The organism is Halorubrum persicum, assembly GCF_002727125.1.
Lineage (GTDB): Archaea > Halobacteriota > Halobacteria > Halobacteriales > Haloferacaceae > Halorubrum > Halorubrum persicum.
In genome coordinates, this window is record NZ_NHOA01000138.1 from 1 (window position 1) to 18,007 (window position 18,007).

Consider the following 18,007-nt stretch of genomic DNA (forward strand, 5'->3'; position numbering starts at 1 on the left):
ATCTCCGAGCGTTCCAACTCAGGTGAGAACTTCTAACCCCAACCCCGGACGAGAAGCGCTTAAACGTGCCGCCGGCCTTGTTTAGACGCTAAGAATATTGCCTGAACGGCGGGATCTCGAGGAAGTGAAGCGAGCAAAGTTCGATGTGCCTTCGAAACTCGCCCGCTTCACCGACCGATGTATGGCTTTGTCTCAAAAAGCTGTCGGGAGTGACGGAAATCAGCCTGTCAAGAAAGGGGAAGGTGGCTACGCTGACTGGGTGATCATCACTCTCCACGGACTCCGCGAATACCTCGACCTTCCGTACCGGCGACTCCTCGATCTCCTCCGTGAAATGCCTGATATCGTGGAGAAACTCGGGCTGTCGGTCGAAGAGTTGCCGGATTTCACCACGGTTTGTGCTCGGAAGCAAGCGCTGAAGATGCGCGTCTGGCGAGTGCTGTTGCGGCTGTCGGTGAATCTATTTGATACTGGAGAGATTCAGGCCATCGACTCCACCAGCCTCGCTCATCGTTCGTCCAGCCACAACTACGCGAAGCGTGTCAAAGGCACGTTTGAGTCGGTTAAAACCACGCTTCTCGTGGATTGTTCGACGAGAGCAATCCTCGACGTTCACTGCTCAAAGAACCTTCCACACGACACACAGATTGCGTGGCAGATCCTCACGAGAAATCTCGAACAGCTAGGAACTGTAGTCGCCGACAAAGGCTTTGACTGGGACGAACTCCGTCATATGCTGCGTAAAGAAGGCATCAGACCGGTGATCAAGCACCGTGAATTCTACTCGCTTGATGCCGCTCACAATGCTCGAATTGATGATGAAACGTACCATCGACGGTCTATTGTCGAATCGATATTTTTCGCGCTGCGCAAGCGATTCGGCTCGACGATTAAAGCCAGAACGTGGTTTGGTCAGTTTCGAGAGATCGTCCTAAAGGCCGCCATCAGAAACATCGAGCAGTCTCTCACCACCTGAACCACGTGAATTCGAGCGTCTAAAAAAGGCCCGTGCCGCCAAAGCAACTCTCTGGAATTAACAATGTGCTACACAAAAGCGCACACAGGATACTGATTCACTCCTTTGGAGAGTTCTCAAATCTATTTTTTCAGGGTGGATTTCTCATACTAGCCCGAAGCGAAACCCGACTAATCACGGTTTGACCGACAACTACACTTTCTTCGGGTTGAAATAGCTATCTAATGGCCCCACAGGCTACCCCCCCCAACGAGCGGTTGAACAACGACAAGGTCAAACAAATCCTGAAAAAACACCTGGATGAAACCGACTACCGAATTTATAAAGCTCTCAACGAAGACGGGCGAATGTCCGACACCGAGCTCGGTGAACGCGTTGGACTTTCCAGAACTGCAGCACGCCGACGTCGGAAGAACCTAGAAGAGAAAGGACTCATCGATGTCCTCGGCGTTCTCGTCCTTCAAGAAGCAGATCTCGCGTACGCCGACGTGTTCGTTACACTGAATTCCGATGTCGACACTGAAACGCTCGAAGAATTCCTAGAGGAGATTAAACACGAAGAGCTCATCTACGAGATTGGAGAGTACATGGGCCAATACGACCTCCTTCTTCGCGTCTGGCACGCCTCACTTTCCGACATCAATACCTTCCTTCGTTCGCTGCTCCAAGACCACGACGCGGTCGGCCAATACGAGACTATTCCTGTAACGAAGACACACAAGGCCTGGCACAAGACACTCAGCGGGGGAACTGAATAGCTCACGGCGAAGGCCGTCCCGATAGCGGCCAGTTTGTGGATGCTCTGCCGGCGAAAACCGGCGGTTACTTCTCAGAGCCCCCAATCACAGTATACACTAACTTCGTCGGAGAATCAGTTTCGTTGATGCTGTAATGTTCAACATCGGCCGGGATTACGGACAATGTCTCTTCCGAGACGGTGTACTCTGTATCTCGAGTAACCAGCGTAACGTCTCCTTCGAGAATCACGGACAGTTCATCCCCATCGTGGCTCGTCCACCCCTCTTCAGGGACACGCTCACCTGACTGGATGACATACGATCCCGTCTCTGCTTCAGGATCAGATGCCTCAAACAGCGTTAGCGGGCTACCCGCGCTGTTCTCCCATACTGATTTAAGATCCGTTAATCCGACATCATCGGCCGTCATTGAGAGTCACCTCGGCTCGAACCGTTGCTCGTTGCACCCGCTGTGTCCAGTTGGCAATCACGGAGCGTCTCGGTCTTAGTCACATCCAATTCCCCCGACTGCATAATAGCGACTCCATACTGTTCCCGGGCAATTTCCCTGGTAATGTAGCCATCGCGATAATCCTCGAGAACTCGGTCAGGGTCGCGGTCGTAGGGATCTCCCCATCCACCACCGGCACTTGTGACGAGCCGTGCGACATCACCTTCGTCGAGTTCGTGGTTTGTGAGATTACTGTATTGTTCGATGCTTCCGTCGTCGTCACGGATGATCTCGATGTGATTCCCGTCTCCGTCTTGGCCGCCTTCGATACCCCATGGTGGGAACTTCGACCGTCCGAAGCCAGCAGTAATGAATCCGTCAGACGCGTTGTACATCCGATAATCCTGGACCAGCCCGGTTCCACCCCGGAACTCGCCATGGCCTGCCTCCTGTGGCGTATCAAGAGCGAAGGTGTCGAAGAGCAATGGGAAGCGAGTTTCCATCACTTCCACGGGCATCTCGAGCGTATCACCGTCTCCTGAACACACCAAGACGTCGGCGGCGTCCTTGCCAGGACTGGCACCCCAGCCACCCGGCTGTGGCTCCACAACGAGGAAATCCTCATCGCGACGGTCGTCATGGCCACCGACGATTGTCGCACAGACGCTCAAGAAGTGGCCAGCGGACAAGCGGTCAGGAAGGTGGGGAGCGAGCGCCTTCCAGGGGAGGTCTGCAGCCATCGCGGACCCTTCCCAGTCAGTCCCGATTGCCGCTGGTTTCGTCGCGTTCAGAACTGTCCCTTCAGGGATGGTAATCTCGAGTGGCCGGAAGAACCCCTCGTTGGTCTCTGCCTGTGGGAGCGTGACTGCTTGGAAGAACGCTCGAATATCGCTGACGGACGCAGCGTACGGCGAATTAATTGGCCCCTCCGTCTCGGGGTCGGTACCCGTGTAGTCAAGTTCGATCGTCTCATCGCGAATTGTGACCTCAACCTCGACATGAACCGGGTCGTCTGAGATGCCGTCGTCATCTAGGTAATCTTCTGCAGTATACGTCCCGTTCGGGAGAGTTCGGATTTCCTCGCGGACAAGCTGTTCGCCGGCGTCGAACTCGTCTTCGATCGCCTGTTGGACGGCGTCGGTGCCGTAGCGGTTGAAGACATCAACGACGCGTTTCGCACCGACGTCCATCGACGACTTCTGAGCTTGCATGTCTCCCCGGGTGATGTCCGGCATTCGAGTGTTAGCCACGACGATGTCGTAGACAGCGTCGTTACATTCACCGTTCTCATAGAGTTTGACCATCGGATATTGGACGCCTTCCTGAAAAACACTGGTAGCGTCCGTTGTCCATGATCCAGGGTCTTTTCCCCCAACGTCCGTCCAGTGTGCTTTCGACGCCGCAAAGCCAATGAGTTCGTCATGGACGAAGATCGGTGCGACCATCGCGACATCGTTGAGATGAGTCCCACCGTGGTAATCGTTCAACAACACGACATCTCCGGGTTCGAAGCCGTCTCTTCCGAATTTCTCGACAGAATCTGCGACACAGAATTTGAGCGTGCCGAGGAACCCGGGAACTCCGTTTGCTTGCGCGACTACGTTCGCATCCGGATCAGTGATGCCACAAGCATAGTCGAGCGTCTCGTAGATGACGCTCGACTTTGCGGTGCGACCGAGATTCAAGAACATCTCCTCGGCCGCGCTCTGGAGGGCATTCGTGATGACTTCGCGAGTGAACGGATCGACGCTATCAGTCTGCTCTTGGGTGTCAGTTTCAGATTGCATTGGTGGTTTTACGAGATGTGGAGGTTGCCGAACGCGTCGATGTCAACGGTCTGGTCGGGGTGGACGAGCGTCGTACAGGCCGGTTCCTCGATGACCGCTGGTCCCTCAATTGGCTCCGTCGTCGGCAGAGCATCCCGTTCGAAGACGCGAGCATCGTGGATTCCCTCACTCCCGAAGTCTACCTCTCGCGAGCGCTTAATCGCCGCTTCGAGAGGGGCATCATTGGTGAGGGTGTCAACATCCGGTTTCGGCATCGGTGCGTATGCAGTCAGGCGGAGGTTCACGACTTCGACCGGGTCGTCCATGCGGAAGTTGAATGTCTGTTCGTGTCTGTCATGGAACCGCTCGATCGTCGCCTCAATCGCCGCTGTGTCGACATCACCTGTTTCGACTGATGTGCTCACCGTGTGTTCCTGTCCGGCGTAGCGGAGATCAACAGTCCGCTCAAGTTCGATCTCGTCGCGAGTAACGTCCTCCGAAGCGTACGCATCGTAGGCTTCGGCCTCCATTTCCGCGAAGATGGCGTCGATGTCAGCTGCGGCATCGCGATCGAAGTTCCGAACGTTCGTCCGCGCGAAATCCTTCCGCAGGTCGGTCATCAACATCCCCCACGCGGAGAACTGCCCGGGCGCCCGTGGGATCACCGTCTTCTTGACTCCGAGCTCTCGACCAAGTGTCGCGGCATGAAGCGGACCTGCGCCGCCACTCGCGATCATCACGAAGTCCCGTGGATCGTGGCCACGGCGGATACTGACTTGTTTGAGGGCGTTGGCCATATTCGAGTTGACGATCTGGAGAATTCCGTGTGCGGCTTCGCGAACACTGGTCCCGAACTCATCCGCAAGCGGTTCGAGCGCGTTGTGGGCAGCGTCGACATCAAGGGTCATCTCGCCGCCGAGGAAGTAGTCCGGATTGAGCCGACCAGTCAAGAGGTTTGCGTCCGTGACCGTCGATTCCGTGCCACCACGGCCGTAACATGCGGGTCCCGGATCTGCACCGGAGGATTGTGGGCCAACATTGATTGACCCGCCCTGGTCGACCCACGCTATTGAGCCGCCACCGGCACCGATTTCGACGATGTCCACAACGGGGATCTTGAGCGGGTATCCCTCCTCGCGTTGCGACGATTCCAGCCAATAGTCGGTGTCAATAGTGACGTTGCCATCCTGAACAAGCGAGGTTTTCGCGGTGGTGCCGCCCATGTCGAAGCTGACGACATCCGGTTCACCGATCTGTTCGCCGACACGTGCAGCACCGTACACGCCGCCAACGGGGCCACTTTCGACCATCTCAACGGGGCGGCGGCGTGCTTGATCGAAGCTCGCGGTTCCGGCGTTCGATTTCATCGCGTACGTGTTGCCGTCGAAGGAACGTTTACTGAGCCGCCCAGCAAGGGTGTCTAGGTACTTGTCGGCGATCGGTCGAACGTAGGAGTTCAACACCGCCGTATTGGTGCGTTCGTACTCACGGTATTCTTTCGTGAGATCATGAGAGAGGGTAACGTAGGCATCGGGGTGAACGTCAGCGATGAGGTCACGGACTTGTTGCTCGTGCGTTGGGTTCTGATAACTGTGGAGAAGGCTGACTGCGATGGTATCAAGGCCATCAGCCTTGATTTCACGGACTGCATCCCGGACGGCACTCTCATCGAGTGGGGAGACAGTATCGCCTGCTTGGTCTATCCGCTCGGGGACCTCCCAGCGATGGCGTCGTGGGACGAAGGGCTCCGGTTTCTGATACTGGAAGTTGAACATGTCCGGGCGATTTGAGCGGGTGATATCGAGAACATCCTGGAATCCTTCTGTCGTGAGGAGTGCTGTGTCTTCGCCGTTTCGTTCGGTAATGGCGTTGATGACGACGGTGGTACCGTGAACGAATTGCCCGATTGCGCTGGGGCCGAGGTCACTTTTCTCAAGTGCGTCAAGGACGCCGTCAGCGAAGTTCGATGGTGTCGTGGACGCTTTCTCGAGGGACATGGAACCGTCGTCGACAGCGACGAAGTCGGTGAATGTCCCGCCGATGTCGACCGCGGCTCGAGTGGTATTCCCTGCCATACTACACATCGAATCGTGCAATTCTATAAACTTATCGTATTGTATACTTGGTATTTACACCCAAAAAGGTCTTTACTAGATACGTATCGTCTACGAACACCTAGGTGGTGACACAACAGGGCGAACAACACGTGCGTGAAATGTTTCAAGAACTGGTGTGACAGCACGGGATGACAGACACTGAATGCTGTCACACCGACCAGATACTCCTGTCAGTCTTGGCGACTTCCCTTCCGGTCCTCAAACGCTACATCCTTGGGCATAGCCTGTATCACCTCCTTGCGCTTCTCGCCCGGATCGTGGAGACACCGAGTCAAATGGCCGGGTTCCACTTCAACCAACTCAGGCTCCACAGAATCACAGGCATCAAACCGATGATGACACCGTGGATTGAACGGACACCCACTCGGTGGGTTCTGGGGATCCGGCGTCTCACCCTGTACTTCGACAGCCGACGGCTTCAATGACCGCTCGTGACTTTCGATCACGGGAACGGCTGACAACAACTGCTCCGTGTATGGATTCAGCGGATTCTCGAACAACTCCCGACTGTCCGCGACCTCCATGAAGTTCCCAAGATACATTACACCGATCCGGTCGGCAACGTTCTTCACCAGACTCAGATCGTGACTGATTAGCAAGTATGTCAACCCGAGTTCGTCTTGCAGGTCATCGAGCAACGAGATGACCTTCGCCTGCACGGAAACGTCCAGCGCGCTCGTCGGTTCGTCCAACACGACGAACTTCGGCTCGACGGCAATTGCTCGAGCAATCGCGACGCGCTGTTTCTGCCCACCAGACAGAGCGCTCGGGTGCCGGTGCCGGAACTCGACGGGCAGATCCACCATCTCCAGCAGGTCCGCGACTCGCTCGCGGCGCTCTGACTTCGTCCCGACATTATGGACATCTAACGGCTCGCGAATGATGTTCCCGATCCGCCGGCGCGGGTTCAATGACGATGACGGATCCTGGTACACCACTTGAATGTCACGGCGCAGCTGCCGCAACTGCTTCCCGTCAACGTCGGTGATGTCGCGTTCGTCGAACTTGATCGTGCCACCCGTCGCCTCGTACAGTCGAGCGACCGTTTTCCCAAGCGTCGTCTTCCCACACCCGGACTCACCGACGATAGCAAACGTCTCTCCGGGGAAAATGTCGAAGCTCACTCTGTCGACAGCCTTCACGTTGGACTTCGACCGACTGAACACCCCCCCACTGACCGGATAGTACTTCTTGAGATTACGAACGGACACCAGTGGTGCTCCAGATTTCTCCATCGCACGATGGGTCGGCCTCCGGTCTCCGGCCGACGAACTACTAGTTTCTGCTAGGTCCGACGAGTCAGTGCTCATTGCTTACTCCTCACACCAGCTTCAGCCGGTTGTGGTTCTTCGTTGTCGTACGTTGCTTCGTCAGCCGCGATGGCTGCTGCTTCTTCGAACTCCATTCCATCCTCGTAGAGGTGGCAAGCGACGGTCCGATCCTCACCAACAGCGTAATGTTCGACCGGTTCCATATCGCACGTGCCCCTCATCACAGCGGGACACCGCGGGTGGAACCGACAGCCAGATGGCGGGTTAGTGTAATCGGGGATCTGGCCGTCGATTCCAGATCCCTCGAATCCTGTCAGCTTCGGAATGCTATCCAGTAAGCCACGCGTGTACGGGTGTAGTGGCGCGTCGAATATCTCTTCTGTCCGACCGACCTCGACGATTTCGCCGGCGTACATGATGCAAATGCGGTCGGCTATTTCACGCGCAACACCGAGGTTGTGCGTGATGTACAGCATCGAGAGGTTCTGCTCGGTCACGCGTTCACGGAGCAAGTCTAGGATCTGGTCCTGGACAGTGACATCGAGTGCGGTTGTCGGTTCGTCCGCGATGAGGAACTCAGGTTCGTTGATGAGTGCCATCGCGATGATTACGCGCTGCCGCATGCCACCGGAGAGTTCGACTGGATACCGGTCTAATGTTCCTTCCGGGTCTGGAATACGCATGCGGTCCAACAACTCGATGCTGCGTTCGCGGATCTCCTCGGCGTTCTCGCGGTGACCAAGGAAGCTCTTGAGGATTTCCCACGAAGATACGTCCTTTCTACCGCTGTACGTAGCGACGTCGGCCATCATGGAGCCAACTGGGTACACTGGCGAGAGGTACGTCATTGGATCTTGGAATATCATACTCATCTGGTCGCCTTTGACCTGCTCGTGAGCGTCCTCGTCGGCAAGAAGGTTGTCGCCGTGGTACCGGATTTTGCCGCTCGTGATGTCGCCTGGTGGGCGAGGAAGTGTCCCCATAACCGAGCGGGCAGTGACGGATTTGCCGCAGCCGGTTTCACCGACGAGCGCGACGGTCTCACCTTCATTGATCGTGAAGTTGACGCCATTGAGGACATCGTGGCGGCCTTCGTAGGTGTCGAACGATACGGAGAGGTCGTGAACGTCTAGTATTGGGTCTGTCATTATTGCACCTCCACGTCGAACATGTCCCGGAGCCCGTCACCAAGGAAGTTGAACCCGAGGACGATGAGGAAGATGGCTAGCCCGGGGAACGTCGAATACCACCATTGGGCGGGCAGGTAATCTCGGCCCTGGCTGACCATCGTCCCCCACTCGGGAGTCGGCGGCTGGGCACCCAGCCCGAGGAAACCGAGCGCGGACGCTACGAGGATCGCGTAACCCATGTCGAGGCTCATTTTCACCGTGATGGGCGCGAGCACGTTCGGGAGGATGTCCCGGAAGATGGTTCGAACCGACGACGCGCCGACGCCGCGGCTAGCTTCTACGTATGTCTCTTTCTTCACGGAGAGCACTTCGCCGTACGTCAACCGGGCGTACCACGGCCACCAGACAGCTCCAATGGCAAGCATCGCGTTGGTTAAGCTCGGTTCCAACGCGACGCTCACAGAGAGTGCGAGGACGAGCGGTGGTACTGATAAGAACACGTCGGTGATACGCATGAGCACCATACCGATCCTGCCACCGAAGTAGCCAGCTGCCAGACCGATTGGCACGCCGATCGAGACCGCTGCAGCGAGTACGACCGCCCCAATTTTTAGCGACAGTTGTGTCCCGAAGAGGACACGACTGAAGACATCTCGGCCAGCTTGGTCAGTACCGAAGAGGTGCTCTGCGCTCGGTGGTTCGAACTTTTGGTCGTAGTGGACGGCAGGCTCGCCCGCATATCCCGCATCACTTGGATAGGGTGCAATCCATGGAGCGAATATCGCGATGAGGATGAATGCGAGGATGATTCCAAGGCCGATGACTGACATCGGATTCTGCCGGAATCGATAGACCACGCGGTCGAGATCTTCAAGCTGGCGAGCGAGCGTGCTTGTCGAGGCGTCACTTGTAGTGGGTTCTGTGTCACTCATTCGCTTTCACCCTCGTGCCAAACTCGTGGGTCGAAGAATCCGTAAAGGATGTCGACGACGAAGTTTACGATGAGGAACGCAGCACCGACGACAAGAGTGACACCGACCATCGCGTTGATGTCCTTCTGGAGGATAGCTTCGACGCCGTAGGATGCCATCCCTGGCCAAGAGAACACGATCTCGACGACGAAGGCGGAGCCGAGCAGGAAGCCGTAGTCCAGCCCGATGATGGTGAGCGTGGACGCGAATGACTTCCTTAGCACGTACTTGTACGCGATGAGACGGTTCGGAATGCCGTGCGTCCGCAGCCCCTCGACATAATCTTTGTCGTACTCTTCGATGAAGCTCGACCGCGTCATCCGTGCGATGTCTGCCACCGGGGCCAGCGAGAGGGTAATCGCTGGAAGGATGAGATGTTGTGCGGCGCTGATGAATGCTGCACTGTTTGCTGCGAGGGTGCTATCCACCAGTAACAGACCCGTTGTTTCGACTGGCACTGGGCTTACGTCACCGATCCGCCCGGTCGCGGGTAACCAGCCCAGTTGGAACGCGATGAACAACTGGAGCAGGATGCCCGCCCAGAACGGGGGAAGGGAGACGTTGAAGAACGAGAACAGCCTGCTCGCGTTGTCTGGCCATTTGTCTTTGTGTTGTCCGGCGATGACCCCCAGCGGAACGCCGACGACGATAGCGATGAGCATCGCAAGGGTGGTCAGCTCGAAGGTCGCTGGGAAGTATTCGAGGAGGTCGGTTGCAACATTCCGTCCAGAGATGAGTGACTGCCCGAGGTCACCCTGCAGGAGACCCCTCATGTACTCGATATACTGCTGCCAAATCGGGTCGTTCAGCCCCATCTGTTCGCGCAATTGTTGGACAGCTTCGTCGGTCGCACGCGGGCCGAGTGCCAGGCGTGCTGGTCGTCCAGGGATAACACGGGCGAGCGTGAAGATGAGCACCGACAACCCCAAGAACATCGGAATCGTCGACAGTCCGCGTTTGATCAGGTAGTCTCTGTATCCCATTGTTAGTAGTTTAGCCCTGGTAGTAGCGGTGGTACGTCTGCCGATACCCAGTGATGCCGTTGTCTTTGAACCCTCTCATGTCCGTGGAGATTGCATTCCTTTTCGCCTGGTTCATGATGAACAGCGCAGGCGCCTCCTCAGCAATAACCTGTTGAGCTTCTTCGTAGATGGGGATTCGGTCCTCTTGAGTGATAGTTCTCCGAGCGTCTTCAAGAAGTTGATCAACCTGATCGTTCTGGTACCAAGATGCGCTCGTCCAGGAGCCGTGGGAGCTACTGTGCCAGGCTGGATAGAGGAATGTGTCTGGGTCCGCATAACTGAACGAGAGGTAGACGGCGAGCATGTCTGGTGTGGACTCCTTGCTCGTGGCCATCTCCGTGATATTCGACCATGGTGCCTTGTTGACGGAGACAGTACCCCCGAGTTCTTGGAGGTTCGACTGGAGTAGCAGACCCATGTTCTGCTCGACCGTCAGGCCAGAAACATAGGTGTAGTTCAGGTCGATGTCGCTGGCAGTGTAATCTGATTTGTCGAGTTCGGCCTGTGCTTGGTCGAGGTTCTGGCTATAGGTTTCGAGGTTGTCGGTGTGACTCCACATTGCGCTCGGGAGCGGGCCATTGAGGTGGTCGGAGTCACCAGACATGATATCGTTGAGAGCCGCCTCGTAGTCGAATGCGTACGAAATGGCGCGACGGACATGGATGTCGCTGAGTGGCTCGCGCTGCGTGTGCATGTAGATGTAGAACGGGTTGAACGTCGCTTTGGCGTGCACACGGACTCCGTCCTCGCTGGCGAGGTCCTTATATGTCTGGAGGGGAAGCCACTGGTCGGCCATTTCCGCGCCTTCGCGCATGCGTCCCGCGGCGGTTGCAGTCTCTTGAACCATATCGATGGTTACGGCCTCGTAGCCGCTCTGGCCGTGCGGGAATTCGCTCCACCAGTCGTTGTTCTTCTCGAGGCTAATATCTCGTTTCCGTTCGCGCGAGGAGAATTTGTAGGGGCCGCTACCGGCGTCGTTCTCTTCGAGCCATGCACTTCCGTAGTCACCGTGGTCGCCGTACTGGCCGTCACTCGTGGCGTTCGCTTTGACTTGTTCTTCGTTGACAATGAAGAGGAAAGGAAGCGTATAGAGGAACGGCGCGAATACCTCATTAGTTGTCATTTCGACGGTCGTTTCGTTCACAACCTCAACGTTCTCAGGGGACAGGATGCCTTCCCACATCCATGAGAACCCCTGCTGCATGTCCATCATTCGTTGGACTGAGTATTTCACGTCGGACGCTGTGACGGGATCGTCATTATGGAAGACGGCATCAGGTTGGAGTTGGAACGTGTAGGTCTGACCGTCTTCGGAGATAGAGTAGTCTTCGGCGAGCCAGTTTTTGAGTTCGGGTGGAGTGGTATCTGTATAGTATAGGAGGGGGTCGTAGACGTTATGGAGGAAAATGGTTTCGAGATTGTCTGACCCTTTCATTGGATCTATAGAACTCGGTGTCTGGGTCGTGACGTAGTTGAATTCGGTATCCGTATTGTCACCAGTTCCCGATCCACCACCCGTCGATTCGGTCGAACCAGTAGTCGTTTCGTTTCTGGATTGGTTACCGGTACATCCTGCAAAGATTGTGCCGATGCTCGCTGCTCCGCTGTATTTCAAGAATGTGCGACGGTCGACGCGGGTATTGTTACTTTTACCCATGGCACCAACGTCCATTATGTGGGGTATTAATATTACCGGTAGATAACACGAAATGCATTCTGAAAGCTACTAGTCGGGGGGAAATATCATATATTCCATACAAATCGGATGCTTGAGACTGCGAAATAGAACCATCCGGGGGAAAGCAATATATAGGAATACACGAAACGGCTATGACGTGCGACAGAACAACACACAACGAGTTGCGGTCGACATCGGTGGCACCTTTGTCGACGCAATTGCGTTCAACCGCGATACCGGCGAAGTCAACCTCGAGAAAGCAGAAACGACCCCCGAACAACCTAGTAATGGCGTCCTCAATTCAATCGACAAAGTCAACGTCAACCTTTCCGATACCGAGGCTTTCGTCCACGGCACTACTCTCGGCCTTAATGCCGTCCTTGAACGCGACGGCGCTCGCACAGGAATTATTACCAACGAAGGCTTCTCCGATGTCTACGAGATTGCGCGCACCAACCTTGAGCGCGACTCGATGTACGACATCAACTACCAGAAGCCCGAATCGATGGTCCCCCGGAGACGCCGACTTGGGGTTCCCGGTCGGCTCAACTCGGACGGATCCGTCGTCGAAGAAATCGATGAGGGAGCTGTCGAAGATGCCGCCACGGAACTTGTCGAAGACCATGGCGTCGACTCCATCGCCATTTGTTTCCTTCACTCCTATCAGAACGATCAACACGAACAAACCGCCGCTGATGTCGTCCGAGACGCCTACCCGGACGTCAGCGTCTCCGTCTCCAGTGACATTACCGGCGAATACCGCGAATACGAACGCACCAGTACCGCCGTCCTGGACGGCTATATCAAGCCAATCTTCGAGAACTACGTCGACACTCTCGACGCCGCGCTCGCCGACGAAGGTTTCGACGAATCGTTCTTTATAACCCGATCCGGTGGTGGCACACTAACCGCCGAAAGTGCCAAAGCCGCGCCCGTCAACACTATTCTCTCCGGTCCAGCCGGCGGACTCATCGGCGCCTCTCATGTCGGTGATGTCACTGGTCGTAACGACCTCATCACCGTCGACATGGGCGGTACCAGCCTCGACGCAGCTGTCATCGAAGACGGCTCCCCAGTCGTGAAATATGACTCCACGCTGGAACACCAGCCGATGCTCATCCCCGTCTACGACATCCGCACCATCGGTGCAGGTGGCGGATCCATCGCCTGGCTGGACGGCGATCTCCTCAAGGTCGGCCCAGAGAGCGCCGGCGCCGATCCTGGCCCGATCTGTTACAACAACGGAGGCACCGAGCCAACCGTCACCGATGCAGCCCTCGCACTCGGCTTCCTCGACCCTGCGGACTTTCTCGGTGGTGAGATGGACACAGCCGAACAGGCCGCCATCGACGGCATCAAGTCCCAACTCGCCAATCCCCTCGACACGACCGTTGAGGGCGCGAGTAGCGGCGTTCTCGACGTCGCTCTCGCGAACACTGTCGGCGCAATCCGCGAAATCACTGTCGAGAAAGGCCTCGACCCCCGCGACTTCTCGATGGTCGCCTATGGCGGTGCTGGACCAATGTTCGTCCCGCTCGTCGCGCGCGAACTCGGCGTCGATGAAGTGCTTGTTCCACAGGCCCCCTCCGTATTCTCCGCGTGGGGCATGTTGATGGCCGACGTCGTCTATGACTTCTCCCAGACGCACATTGCCGTCCTCAGCGATGTCGACCTCGACATGCTCAACGAGGCATTCACCGACTTAGAAGCAGACGGCCGAGACACGCTCTCTTCGGAAGGCATCAGTGAAGATCGCCAGACGCTCGAACGAACTGTCGAAATGCGGTACCACGGACAAGAGCACACTGTCGAAGTTAACGCGGACGGCATTGAAGACCTTGACGAACTCGCAGATCGATTCGAAACCCAGCACAAAACACGGCACGGACACACAATGGACGATCCTGTACAAGTCGTCCACCTTCGAGTCCGGGCCATCGGTGAGAATGACAAACCAAGTCTCGATCGTCAGGAAGCTAGCGACGGCACCCTCCAGCCATCTGACACCCGCGAGGCGTACTGTTTCGCCGAGGACGGGTTCCGAGAGTTCGATGTCTACGAGCGCGCCATCCTCGCGCCTGGCGACGAACTCGAGGGCCCGGCAGTTGTCACCGAACCCACGACCTCGCTGGTCTTCCACTCTGACCAATCTGCGACCATCGATGAATACGGCCACATCATCATCACCACGGAGGACGAACAATGAGCACTCAAGACATTGACGCGGCGACGGTTGAAGTCGTCCGAAACTACCTCACGTCCGCCGCGACCGAGATGCAACGCACACTCATCAGGACAGCGTACAACACCATCATCTACGAGATTCTCGACTTCGGAATCTCGATTTTCGACCGCGACCTGAACCTCATCGCAGACTCCCCAGGACTGGCGCTATTCCTGGGTGCCAACGACTACGGCATCGAGAAAGCCGTCGAACATGTCGGCGAAGAGAACATGAACCCCGGCGACGTGTTCATCATGAACTACCCGTACTGGAGCGGCACGCACACTCTCGACGTGCTGCTGTTCGCGCCCGTCTTTCACAATGACGAACTCATCGGGTACACGACGTGTCGTGCCCACTGGCTCGACCTCGGTGCGAAAGACTCCGGGTACGTGCTTGACTCCACCGATGTCCACCAGGAGGGCGTCCTCTTCCCTGGAACGAAAGTGTACAAGGAAGGTGAGCCGGACGAAGAAATCATGGACATCATCCGGTTCAACTCTCGGATGCCGGAGAAAGTCGAGGGCGATCTGAACGCCCAGGTTGCAGCCGTCCGCACGGGCGAACAACGTCTCCAAGAGCTCTACGAGAAATACGGCGACGATACCGTCGAATCAGCTGTAGACAAGATTCTCGACCACGGCGAACAAACCGCACGCGAAGCTGTGGAGGGTCTCCCTGATGGATCTTGGTCTGCAACGGGGTATGCGGACGGCGTCGGTCGCAACGACGACGATCTCATCAAACTCAGCGCGGAGGTCACTATCGACGGCGACGAGTTTGCTGTCGACTTCTCTGGATCCTCTGGCGAAGTTGACGAACCCCTGAATATTCCACCAGGGATGTCTGAAACGATCTGTAAACTCACGTTCAAGACTCTGACGACACCCGAAGGGGACTCCAACGGCGGCCAGTATGAGCCGCTCACGATGCACGCACCCGAGGACAACATATTCAACGCGAGCTACCCCGCGCCGACGTTCACTGTGTGGGCCGGTATCGTTGCCATCGACGTCGTCTACAAGGCGCTCGCAAAGGGCATGCCCGACCGCGTCCCTGCGAGCACCGGCGGCGACCTTGCGGACATCATGCTGTTCGGGGAGAATCCGGACACCGGTCGGCCGTTCGTCGAAGCGAACAACGAGGGCGTCGGCTGGGGCGCCGGCATCGACCACGACGGCGAGAATGCGCTCATGCACATCAGTGAGACGATGGTCCGAAACATTCCCATTGAAGTCTTCGAGAACAAGGCCCCGATCCGGTTTGACCAGCTCTCGCTGCGTGAGGATTCTGGCGGCCCCGGTCAACACCGTGGTGGCCTCGGCATCCAGCGTGACTTCCGCGTGCTCGAGCCGGTCGGTGCACTCTCGATTGTCCAGAAAACTCGCACCGAGAACTGGGGACTCAACGGCGGTGAACCTGGAAAGAAAAACGTCGTCGTCCTTGACTCTAATGAGGACGACTTCGATGACCGCGTCGAGACACTCGTCGACAACGACCATCTCTACGAGGGCGAAGACGGCAAGCACGTCGGGATGTTCCGTGGGAACTTCGTGCCCGACGAAGTCATCTCGAACCGGACCGCGGGTGGCGCCGGTTACGGTGACCCGGTCGATCGAGATCCGGTGCGTGTCCTTGAGGACTTCCGTGACGGCTACGTCTCTCGGGAGGGCGCCCGTGAACAGTACGGGGTCGTAATCACTGAAGATGGACAGATCGACGAAGAAGCTACCGCGGTTCTGCGAACAGACCAATGACGGACATTCTCTGGATCGACCCGGTAGCCCACGCCGACTTTTCAGGGGATATCCAGAACATCCTCCGGTCTGTCGGTCGACCCAACACGAACGTCGATGTCGCAGCGCTCGATCGTGGCCCTCACCACCTCGAGTACCATTACTATGAATCTCTCGTCACACCGGATGTCTTGCACAAGGTCAAACACGCCGAAAATGAGGGGTACGACGCTAGCATCATCGGATGTTTCTATGACCTCGCACTGGAGGAAGCCAGAGAAGTCAGTGACATGATGCCAATTGCGGCGCCAGCCGAGGCAACGACCCACCTAGCGACGACGCTTGGAGACTCGTTCTCGGTCGTGGTCGGTAGACAGAAATGGGTTCCCCAGATGCGTGACCGCGTCCGAAAATACGGGTTCGGCGAGCACCTCACATCGTTCCGAACAGCTGACCTCGGCATCCTGGATTTCCAAGCCAATCCGGAGACGACCGAGCGGCGCCTCCGTGAGGCCGCCACCGCGGCCGTTGAAGAAGACAACGCCGAGGTCGTCATCCTTGGTTGTACCGCTGAGTACGGGTTCTACGAGGATCTCCAGGCGGATCTCGGGGTCCCAGTTCTGGATGCAGTGACGGCACCATTCAAGTTCGCCGAACTGCTTGCCGACCTCGCCACGTTCGGCTGGACACAAAGCAAGGCGGGCGAGTACGAGTCACCCCCGCTATCCGAGATCTCCGACTGGGGAATCAAGGACGACTACGAGAACGCCAATGTCTGGACGCAGGGTGAGAACCCATGAACTACGAAGATCGCTTGGCAGCCTGCCAGAAACAGCTGTCCGTCAAAGACGCGGAAGCGCTCATGCTGTTCCCAAGCGTCGATATGCAGTACCTTTCCGGGTTCACAGACGAGCCGATGGAACGACATCTGTTCCTGATCCTCGGAGAAAACAGGGAGCCTGCGTTCGTCGCACCCGAACTCTACAAATCTCACATCAAGGACGACTCCTGGGTCGACGATGTCCGGACGTACAGCGACGGTGGTGACCCACTCGCGTTGGTCGCGGAGGTCGCAGACGATCTGGGCATCGGTGAGGGACGTCTTCTTGTCGACGACCGAATGTGGGCGCAATTCACCATAGATCTCCATGAAACGTTCCCTGAAGCTGATTTCGGGCTCGCCAGTGAAGTCATCGGTGAGCTGCGCGTTCAAAAATCCGATGCAGAAATCGGTGCGATTCGGCGCGCTGGTGCGGCTGCAGACGCAGCTATCGCGGATGTCCGAAACCTCGGGTCAGACGCTGTTGGTATGACAGAAGCGGAACTTGGAGCGTACATCGAGGACCGGCTCACTACACATGGTGGCGAAGAAAATTCGTTTGCGCCGATCGTTGGTAGCGGGCCGAATGGCGCGAAACCACACCACCGACACGGGAACCGGGAGATCGATTTTGGTGACCCCGTTGTCTTAGACTTCGGTACTCGAATCGGAGGGTATCCGAGCGACCAGACACGGACTGTCGTATTCGGTGGTGATCCGCCTGCTGAATTCGAGGTGGTCCACGAAGTTGTTCGGGAGGCCCAACAGGTGGCTGTCGAGGCGGTTCAGCCTGGGGTACCGGTTGAAGCCGTCGACGCTGCAGCACGCGAGGTTATCGTAGATGCGGGCTACGGTGACGCGTTCATTCACCGAACGGGGCATGGGCTTGGCCTCGAGGTCCACGAAGATCCGTATATCGTGGGTGGAAACGATGAACAACTCCAGGAAGGCATGGTCTTTTCTGTAGAGCCTGGAGTCTATCTCGAAGGTAAATTCGGTGTTCGTATCGAGGATATTGTGGTCGTCACTACGGACGGATGTGAGCGCTTGAACAATTCCAGTCGCGATTGGCAAGTGTAGAGGCTGTCGGCGAAGCAGTGCCGACACC

At 56.9% G+C, this 18,007-nt stretch carries 14 protein-coding genes; 6 read left to right on the forward strand and 8 right to left on the reverse strand.

Going from position 1 to position 18,007, the window contains the following annotated elements; genetic code table 11:
- The first annotated feature begins 145 nt into the window (after positions 1-145).
- Both DJ69_RS14700 and DJ69_RS14705 read left to right on the forward strand, forming a co-directional pair.
- A complete protein-coding gene (locus DJ69_RS14700; RefSeq protein ID WP_099256316.1) occupies positions 146-976 on the forward strand; it encodes an IS5 family transposase in 831 nt (276 codons plus the stop codon).
- Between the two features lie 224 nt (positions 977-1,200).
- Positions 1,201-1,734, forward strand: coding sequence for an Lrp/AsnC family transcriptional regulator (locus tag DJ69_RS14705; RefSeq protein ID WP_099256294.1), 534 nt, complete (start codon positions 1,201-1,203; stop codon positions 1,732-1,734).
- A 64-nt stretch (positions 1,735-1,798) separates the two neighbouring features.
- Here DJ69_RS14705 and DJ69_RS14710 read toward each other — a convergent pair whose 3' ends face one another.
- The 8 genes from DJ69_RS14710 to DJ69_RS14745 form a co-directional block, all read right to left on the reverse strand.
- The gene (locus DJ69_RS14710; protein ID WP_099256295.1) at positions 1,799-2,143 is read right to left on the reverse strand and encodes a cupin domain-containing protein; all 345 of its coding nucleotides are present in this window, start codon (positions 2,141-2,143) and stop codon (positions 1,799-1,801) included.
- Positions 2,140-3,951, reverse strand: coding sequence for a hydantoinase B/oxoprolinase family protein (locus tag DJ69_RS14715; protein WP_099256296.1), 1,812 nt, complete (start codon positions 3,949-3,951; stop codon positions 2,140-2,142). The genes DJ69_RS14710 and DJ69_RS14715 overlap by 4 nt, the downstream gene beginning before the upstream one ends.
- Positions 3,952-3,959: 8 nt before the next feature.
- Positions 3,960-6,005 carry a hydantoinase/oxoprolinase family protein gene (locus DJ69_RS14720; RefSeq protein WP_099256297.1) on the reverse strand — a complete coding sequence of 682 codons (2,046 nt, stop codon included), beginning with the start codon at positions 6,003-6,005 and terminating at the stop codon, positions 3,960-3,962.
- Positions 6,006-6,217: 212 nt separating this feature from the next.
- Positions 6,218-7,282 (reverse strand): ABC transporter ATP-binding protein, encoded by a 1,065-nt coding sequence (locus DJ69_RS14725; protein ID WP_245851718.1) that lies wholly within the window; start codon positions 7,280-7,282, stop codon positions 6,218-6,220.
- A 71-nt stretch (positions 7,283-7,353) separates the two neighbouring features.
- Complete coding sequence (locus DJ69_RS14730) at positions 7,354-8,466, reverse strand: ABC transporter ATP-binding protein (RefSeq protein ID WP_099256299.1); 1,113 nt, start codon at positions 8,464-8,466, stop codon at positions 7,354-7,356.
- Positions 8,466-9,380, reverse strand: a complete 915-nt coding sequence (locus tag DJ69_RS14735; protein ID WP_099256300.1) for an ABC transporter permease — start codon at positions 9,378-9,380, stop codon at positions 8,466-8,468. The genes DJ69_RS14730 and DJ69_RS14735 overlap by 1 nt, the downstream gene beginning before the upstream one ends.
- On the reverse strand, positions 9,377-10,402 hold the full coding sequence (locus tag DJ69_RS14740; RefSeq protein WP_099256301.1) for an ABC transporter permease: 1,026 nt from the start codon (positions 10,400-10,402) through the stop codon (positions 9,377-9,379). The genes DJ69_RS14735 and DJ69_RS14740 overlap by 4 nt, the downstream gene beginning before the upstream one ends.
- Positions 10,403-10,412: 10 nt before the next feature.
- Positions 10,413-12,113 (reverse strand): ABC transporter substrate-binding protein, encoded by a 1,701-nt coding sequence (locus DJ69_RS14745; protein WP_245851720.1) that lies wholly within the window; start codon positions 12,111-12,113, stop codon positions 10,413-10,415.
- A gap of 163 nt (positions 12,114-12,276) precedes the next feature.
- On the opposite strand from DJ69_RS14745, the gene DJ69_RS14750 reads away from it, so the two are divergent.
- Genes DJ69_RS14750 through DJ69_RS14765 form a run of 4 tightly spaced genes read left to right on the forward strand, consistent with a single transcriptional unit; the run spans position 12,277 to position 17,979 of the window.
- A complete protein-coding gene (locus tag DJ69_RS14750; protein WP_099256302.1) occupies positions 12,277-14,325 on the forward strand; it encodes a hydantoinase/oxoprolinase family protein in 2,049 nt (682 codons plus the stop codon).
- Positions 14,322-16,100, forward strand: a complete 1,779-nt coding sequence (locus tag DJ69_RS14755; RefSeq protein ID WP_099256303.1) for a hydantoinase B/oxoprolinase family protein — start codon at positions 14,322-14,324, stop codon at positions 16,098-16,100. The genes DJ69_RS14750 and DJ69_RS14755 overlap by 4 nt, the downstream gene beginning before the upstream one ends.
- Positions 16,097-16,879, forward strand: a complete 783-nt coding sequence (locus tag DJ69_RS14760) for an aspartate/glutamate racemase family protein (RefSeq protein ID WP_099256304.1) — start codon at positions 16,097-16,099, stop codon at positions 16,877-16,879. The genes DJ69_RS14755 and DJ69_RS14760 overlap by 4 nt, the downstream gene beginning before the upstream one ends.
- Positions 16,876-17,979, forward strand: a complete 1,104-nt coding sequence (locus DJ69_RS14765; protein WP_099256305.1) for a M24 family metallopeptidase — start codon at positions 16,876-16,878, stop codon at positions 17,977-17,979. The genes DJ69_RS14760 and DJ69_RS14765 overlap by 4 nt, the downstream gene beginning before the upstream one ends.
- Positions 17,980-18,007: the final 28 nt, after the last annotated feature.

Excerpts from the sequence above, each read along its gene's own strand:
- DJ69_RS14735 (WP_099256300.1), bottom strand. The coding sequence starts at position 9,380 with ATGAGTGACACAGAACCCACTACAAGTGACGCCTCGACAAGCACGCTC.
- DJ69_RS14740 (WP_099256301.1), bottom strand. The coding sequence starts at position 10,402 with ATGGGATACAGAGACTACCTGATCAAACGCGGACTGTCGACGATTCCG.
- DJ69_RS14710 (WP_099256295.1), bottom strand. The coding sequence starts at position 2,143 with ATGACGGCCGATGATGTCGGATTAACGGATCTTAAATCAGTATGGGAG.
- DJ69_RS14730 (WP_099256299.1), bottom strand. The coding sequence starts at position 8,466 with ATGACAGACCCAATACTAGACGTTCACGACCTCTCCGTATCGTTCGAC.
- DJ69_RS14705 (WP_099256294.1), top strand. The coding sequence starts at position 1,201 with ATGGCCCCACAGGCTACCCCCCCCAACGAGCGGTTGAACAACGACAAG.
- DJ69_RS14760 (WP_099256304.1), top strand. The coding sequence starts at position 16,097 with ATGACGGACATTCTCTGGATCGACCCGGTAGCCCACGCCGACTTTTCA.
- DJ69_RS14755 (WP_099256303.1), top strand. The coding sequence starts at position 14,322 with ATGAGCACTCAAGACATTGACGCGGCGACGGTTGAAGTCGTCCGAAAC.
- DJ69_RS14745 (WP_245851720.1), bottom strand. The coding sequence starts at position 12,113 with ATGGACGTTGGTGCCATGGGTAAAAGTAACAATACCCGCGTCGACCGT.
- DJ69_RS14715 (WP_099256296.1), bottom strand. The coding sequence starts at position 3,951 with ATGCAATCTGAAACTGACACCCAAGAGCAGACTGATAGCGTCGATCCG.
- DJ69_RS14765 (WP_099256305.1), top strand. The coding sequence starts at position 16,876 with ATGAACTACGAAGATCGCTTGGCAGCCTGCCAGAAACAGCTGTCCGTC.
- DJ69_RS14725 (WP_245851718.1), bottom strand. The coding sequence starts at position 7,282 with ATGGAGAAATCTGGAGCACCACTGGTGTCCGTTCGTAATCTCAAGAAG.
- DJ69_RS14720 (WP_099256297.1), bottom strand. The coding sequence starts at position 6,005 with ATGGCAGGGAATACCACTCGAGCCGCGGTCGACATCGGCGGGACATTC.